We start from the raw sequence: 1,172 nt of genomic DNA, 5'->3' as shown, positions 1-1,172 counted from the left end.
CGGTGACCAGTTGGACTTCGAGGTCCGCCCGGCTAATGCCCCCATTGTCAGGCGCTGCCGTGACATCGACGCCGACCTCGTCATCATCGACACTCCCCCTGGTGACTCTCAGACGATTACCGCAGCCCTCGACGTCGCCGATGTGGTCATCATCCCGACCGAGTCGGGGGACCTGGACATGGATCGAGCGCTAATGACCTACCAGGTGGCCCACGGCACGCGCCGGGCCTTGCTCTTCAACAAAGCCGATTGGACCAGGCAATACCGTGACGCCCACGACGGAGCCGCCGCCGTAGAGGGTCTAGACGTTCTCGACGCGGAAGTTCATCGGCGGGTCGCCTATCGGCAAGCCATCGGAACCCGGCCAACAGATCTAGGAGAGTTCGCCCAGGTTGCCGCCCAGATCAAGGAGATGCTGAAGTGAGTAAGAACCGCAAGCCCACCGCCGCAGACAAGGCCAGCCGTTACACCGACCAAATGGCGGCAAGCCAGGGAGCTAGTGTCTCTGAAACCTTTCAGTCAGCCAAGACCCCGATCACCGCGTTCAACGTCAAGCTACCTACCGCCACCCACACGGCGCTGAAGATGAGGGCCGTCGAGGAGCACACGACTATGAGTGACCTTCTCCGCAAGGCCCTGGAACACACTTACGGCTTCCCCTACGACCCTTACCAGTAAGGGGACGAGACATAGGGTACGAGACTGGCGACGTACTAGGTGCGTCGCCGGTCTCGTTGGTGATCTGGGAGCGGCCTTGAGCTGTGTTAATTACTGGGCCTGGTTGTCGTTGAGGTGCTCGTAGGCTCCTACGGCGTCCATCGTCTCCACGATGACCGCGGAGTAGCCTTGTCGCCAGCACCAGTTGAGGAAGGCGAGGCGTTCGTCAGTGGAGTCGATGGGCCACGGGTTGGTGCGTGGGTCGGCTCCTTCGAGGGCAGCCTGTGTTCCGGCGGCTTGGGCTTGGGCGATGTCGTCGAGGGTTGCGGGTAGTTGTTGGGTCATGTCCACCACGTTTCGTTGTGTGCGTTGGCCCGAGACTGGCCGTACTCGTCGTCTCGTAGTTGACGGAAGGTCTCACGGCTGAGGCGGGGGCTGATTGAGTCCCAGTATTCGCGCAGCTCGTCGGAGGCGTAGGCCTGGGCCATGATGTGGTTAGACCACAAGGATTCGTT

3 protein-coding genes are annotated in these 1,172 nt (G+C 61.4%); 2 read left to right on the top strand and 1 reads right to left on the bottom strand.

The features are described 5' to 3' along the window. Positions 1-178 precede the first annotated feature (178 nt). Both DI579_RS07235 and DI579_RS07170 read left to right on the top strand, forming a co-directional pair. A complete protein-coding gene (locus DI579_RS07235; RefSeq protein WP_369680261.1) occupies positions 179-424 on the top strand; it encodes a hypothetical protein in 246 nt (81 codons plus the stop codon). After that, the gene (locus tag DI579_RS07170) at positions 421-678 is read left to right on the top strand and encodes a hypothetical protein (protein ID WP_032504396.1); all 258 of its coding nucleotides are present in this window, start codon (positions 421-423) and stop codon (positions 676-678) included. The genes DI579_RS07235 and DI579_RS07170 overlap by 4 nt, the downstream gene beginning before the upstream one ends. A gap of 90 nt (positions 679-768) precedes the next feature. Here the strand turns inward: DI579_RS07170 and DI579_RS07165 are convergent, their stop codons facing one another. Beyond that, the gene (locus DI579_RS07165; protein WP_032504395.1) at positions 769-1,002 is read right to left on the bottom strand and encodes a hypothetical protein; all 234 of its coding nucleotides are present in this window, start codon (positions 1,000-1,002) and stop codon (positions 769-771) included. Between the last annotated feature and the right edge of the window lie 170 nt (positions 1,003-1,172).

Origin of the sequence: Lawsonella clevelandensis (assembly GCF_003241315.1) — a bacterium.
Classification (GTDB): domain Bacteria; phylum Actinomycetota; class Actinomycetes; order Mycobacteriales; family Mycobacteriaceae; genus Lawsonella; species Lawsonella clevelandensis_A.
The sequence above is the reverse complement of the archived record's forward strand: the minus strand, read 5'-3'. Positions and strand labels throughout refer to the sequence as shown.

What these genes read in the sequence shown, in the direction of transcription:
- DI579_RS07235 (WP_369680261.1), top strand. Translation starts at nt 179, where the DNA reads ATGGATCGAGCGCTAATGACCTACCAGGTGGCCCACGGCACGCGCCGG.
- DI579_RS07165 (WP_032504395.1), bottom strand. Translation starts at nt 1,002, where the DNA reads ATGACCCAACAACTACCCGCAACCCTCGACGACATCGCCCAAGCCCAA.